This window comes from Pseudomonas sp. XP1 (genome assembly GCF_053557675.1).
Window position 1 is genome coordinate 55254 of record NZ_JBNRIJ010000011.1, and the last position, 1964, is coordinate 57217.

Annotated in this window: 3 protein-coding genes; 2 read left to right on the forward strand and 1 reads right to left on the reverse strand. The window is 61.6% G+C overall.

Annotated elements, in window-relative coordinates:
- A partial coding sequence (locus ACK1U9_RS12525) for a DUF2388 domain-containing protein (RefSeq protein WP_449109928.1) occupies window positions 1–281 on the reverse strand: 281 nt, incomplete at its 3' end.
- Between the two features lie 227 nt (window positions 282–508).
- On the opposite strand from ACK1U9_RS12525, the gene ACK1U9_RS12530 reads away from it, so the two are divergent.
- Both ACK1U9_RS12530 and ACK1U9_RS12535 read left to right on the forward strand, forming a co-directional pair.
- Window positions 509–1135, forward strand: coding sequence for a glutathione S-transferase family protein (locus ACK1U9_RS12530; RefSeq protein ID WP_108481496.1), 627 nt, complete (start codon window positions 509–511; stop codon window positions 1133–1135).
- Window positions 1136–1508: 373 nt separating this feature from the next.
- The gene (locus ACK1U9_RS12535; protein WP_196173006.1) at window positions 1509–1808 is read left to right on the forward strand and encodes a hypothetical protein; all 300 of its coding nucleotides are present in this window, start codon (window positions 1509–1511) and stop codon (window positions 1806–1808) included.
- Window positions 1809–1964: the final 156 nt, after the last annotated feature.

The window sequence follows — 1964 nt, forward strand, 5'->3', positions numbered from 1 at the left end:
GCCCGGGCCAGCTCTTCATCATTGGCCTGCAGGCCTGGGTTGTCCTTGCGGGCTTGTTCCAGCGCCGACTCCACATAGGCGCCACGGATTGCACCACCGCTGGCGACGTAGGCCGAAAGCTCGTCACGCGCCGGGATGATCCGTTTGTCGTCCTTGAAGGTCGAGTAAAGCGAGGCGGAAACACCGGCCGAGGTTGCGACGTCGCCTGCGTCGACGTCAGCCAGGGCAGCACCGGCAGGCAGCAGGAGCAGCAGCGCAGGGGCGAGGAGTAGGTGGCGCATGGTGTGTTCTCCAGTAGCATGAAGCCCAAGTAATTGAACCACTCAGTGTTTAAGAAAGCGCAGGTGGGGTGGTAGTTCCCTTGTTCAACGCTGGAGATTGCCGGGGCTGCTGCGCAGCCCATCGCCGGCAAGCCAGCTCCAACTGGGACCATTGACCGTTGCGGGCCAGGCGTGATCTGCTCGGGCTGATGGCCCAATCATTCAATGGATACTGAAGGTTCTCACCCATGCCCGACTACAAGCTGCATTGTTTCGCCGAATCCGGTAACGCCTACAAGGCTGCCCTGATGCTTGAGCTCACAGGCCTGGACTGGCAGCCGGTGTTCGTCGATTTCTTCAATGGCCAGACTCGCGAACAAGCCTGGCGCGACGAAGTGAACGAGCAGGGCGAGGTGCCGGTGTTGGAGCACGCCGGCAAATCCTTCACTCAGTCTGCGCTGATCCTTGACTACCTTGCGGAGAAAACCGGGCAGTTCGGCCCCCGCGACGAAGACGAAAAGCGCGAGATCTGGCGCTGGATGCTGTTCGACAACCACAAGTTCACCAGTTACTACGCGGCGCTGCGTTTTCTTTTCTGCCTGAAGAAAACCGGTGAAACGGACGTGACCCGGTTCCTGCGTGAACGTGCCATGGCAGCCTACCGTATTGTCGACGCGCACCTGGCGAAGACGCCGTTCATGGTCGGTGGCCGGTTGACTATCGCTGACCTGTCGTTGGCCGGGTATGTGTTCATGCCTGAGGACACTGGCATTGTGTTGGCGCAGTTCACCCACATCGAGGCATGGAAGGCGCGAATCCAGACGTTGCCAGGGTGGAAGCACCCGTATGAGCTGATGCCCCGCGCGGCATCCTGAGCAATCCGGCTCGCCAGGCCATGGTGCAGTGGCCTTTGGCGAGCAAGCCATTCTGATGACCGGTCGGTGACAAGCGCAGCGGCGTGGCTACGCTCAAAAAATCAAGAAACATCCTGAAATATTTGGCCGGCAAGGCCCTGAAGGATCTCGTTCACCGCTGCAGATGGAAGGCCGCACTGGCTAGCAAGTCGCCCCATGGGGGCCGGAAATCACAGGGTGCGTAATGCAACCCGGTGTTACTCCAAGCGGAGGCTCATGATGCTCAGGAAATGCTTGTTGGCTTTGGCTATCGGTGCAGTATTGTCGGCTTCGGCCGTGTTGGTGCCTGACTCCTTTGGCGTTACCTCCAGCGCGTACGCGAAGGATGGTGGCGGTGGTCACGGTGGCGGTGGAGGAGGCAGCGGCGGTGGCGGTGGCCATGGCGGCGGAGGCGGTGGTCATGGCGGTGGAGGTGGTGGTAGCGGCGGCGGTGGCTCGGGTGGTGGCCACGGCGGCAGTGGCAGCGGGCACAGTGGCGATGGTGGAGGGCATGGTGGCCCGGGTCATGATGGCCGCGGGCGCAATGGTGCTGATGATGGTGCCGACCACGAGGCCAACCACGAAGCAAATCATGAAGCCAACCATGAGGCGAATCACGAAGCGAATCACGACGTGGGCGAGCCACACGGTGTAGGGCATGGCGCTGATGATGGGGCTGACCATGATGTTGGGGATGATCGCGGAGGCGACCAGAACTAGCAGTTTGGGTGCCTGTGCCGGCCTCTTCGCGGGCACGCCCGCTCCCACAGGTACCGCGCAGTATTCAAGGTTGGCGCAGCACCTGTGGGAG

Coding starts and splice junctions, on each gene's coding strand:
- ACK1U9_RS12530 (WP_108481496.1), top strand. CDS start 509: ATGCCCGACTACAAGCTGCATTGTTTCGCCGAATCCGGTAACGCCTAC.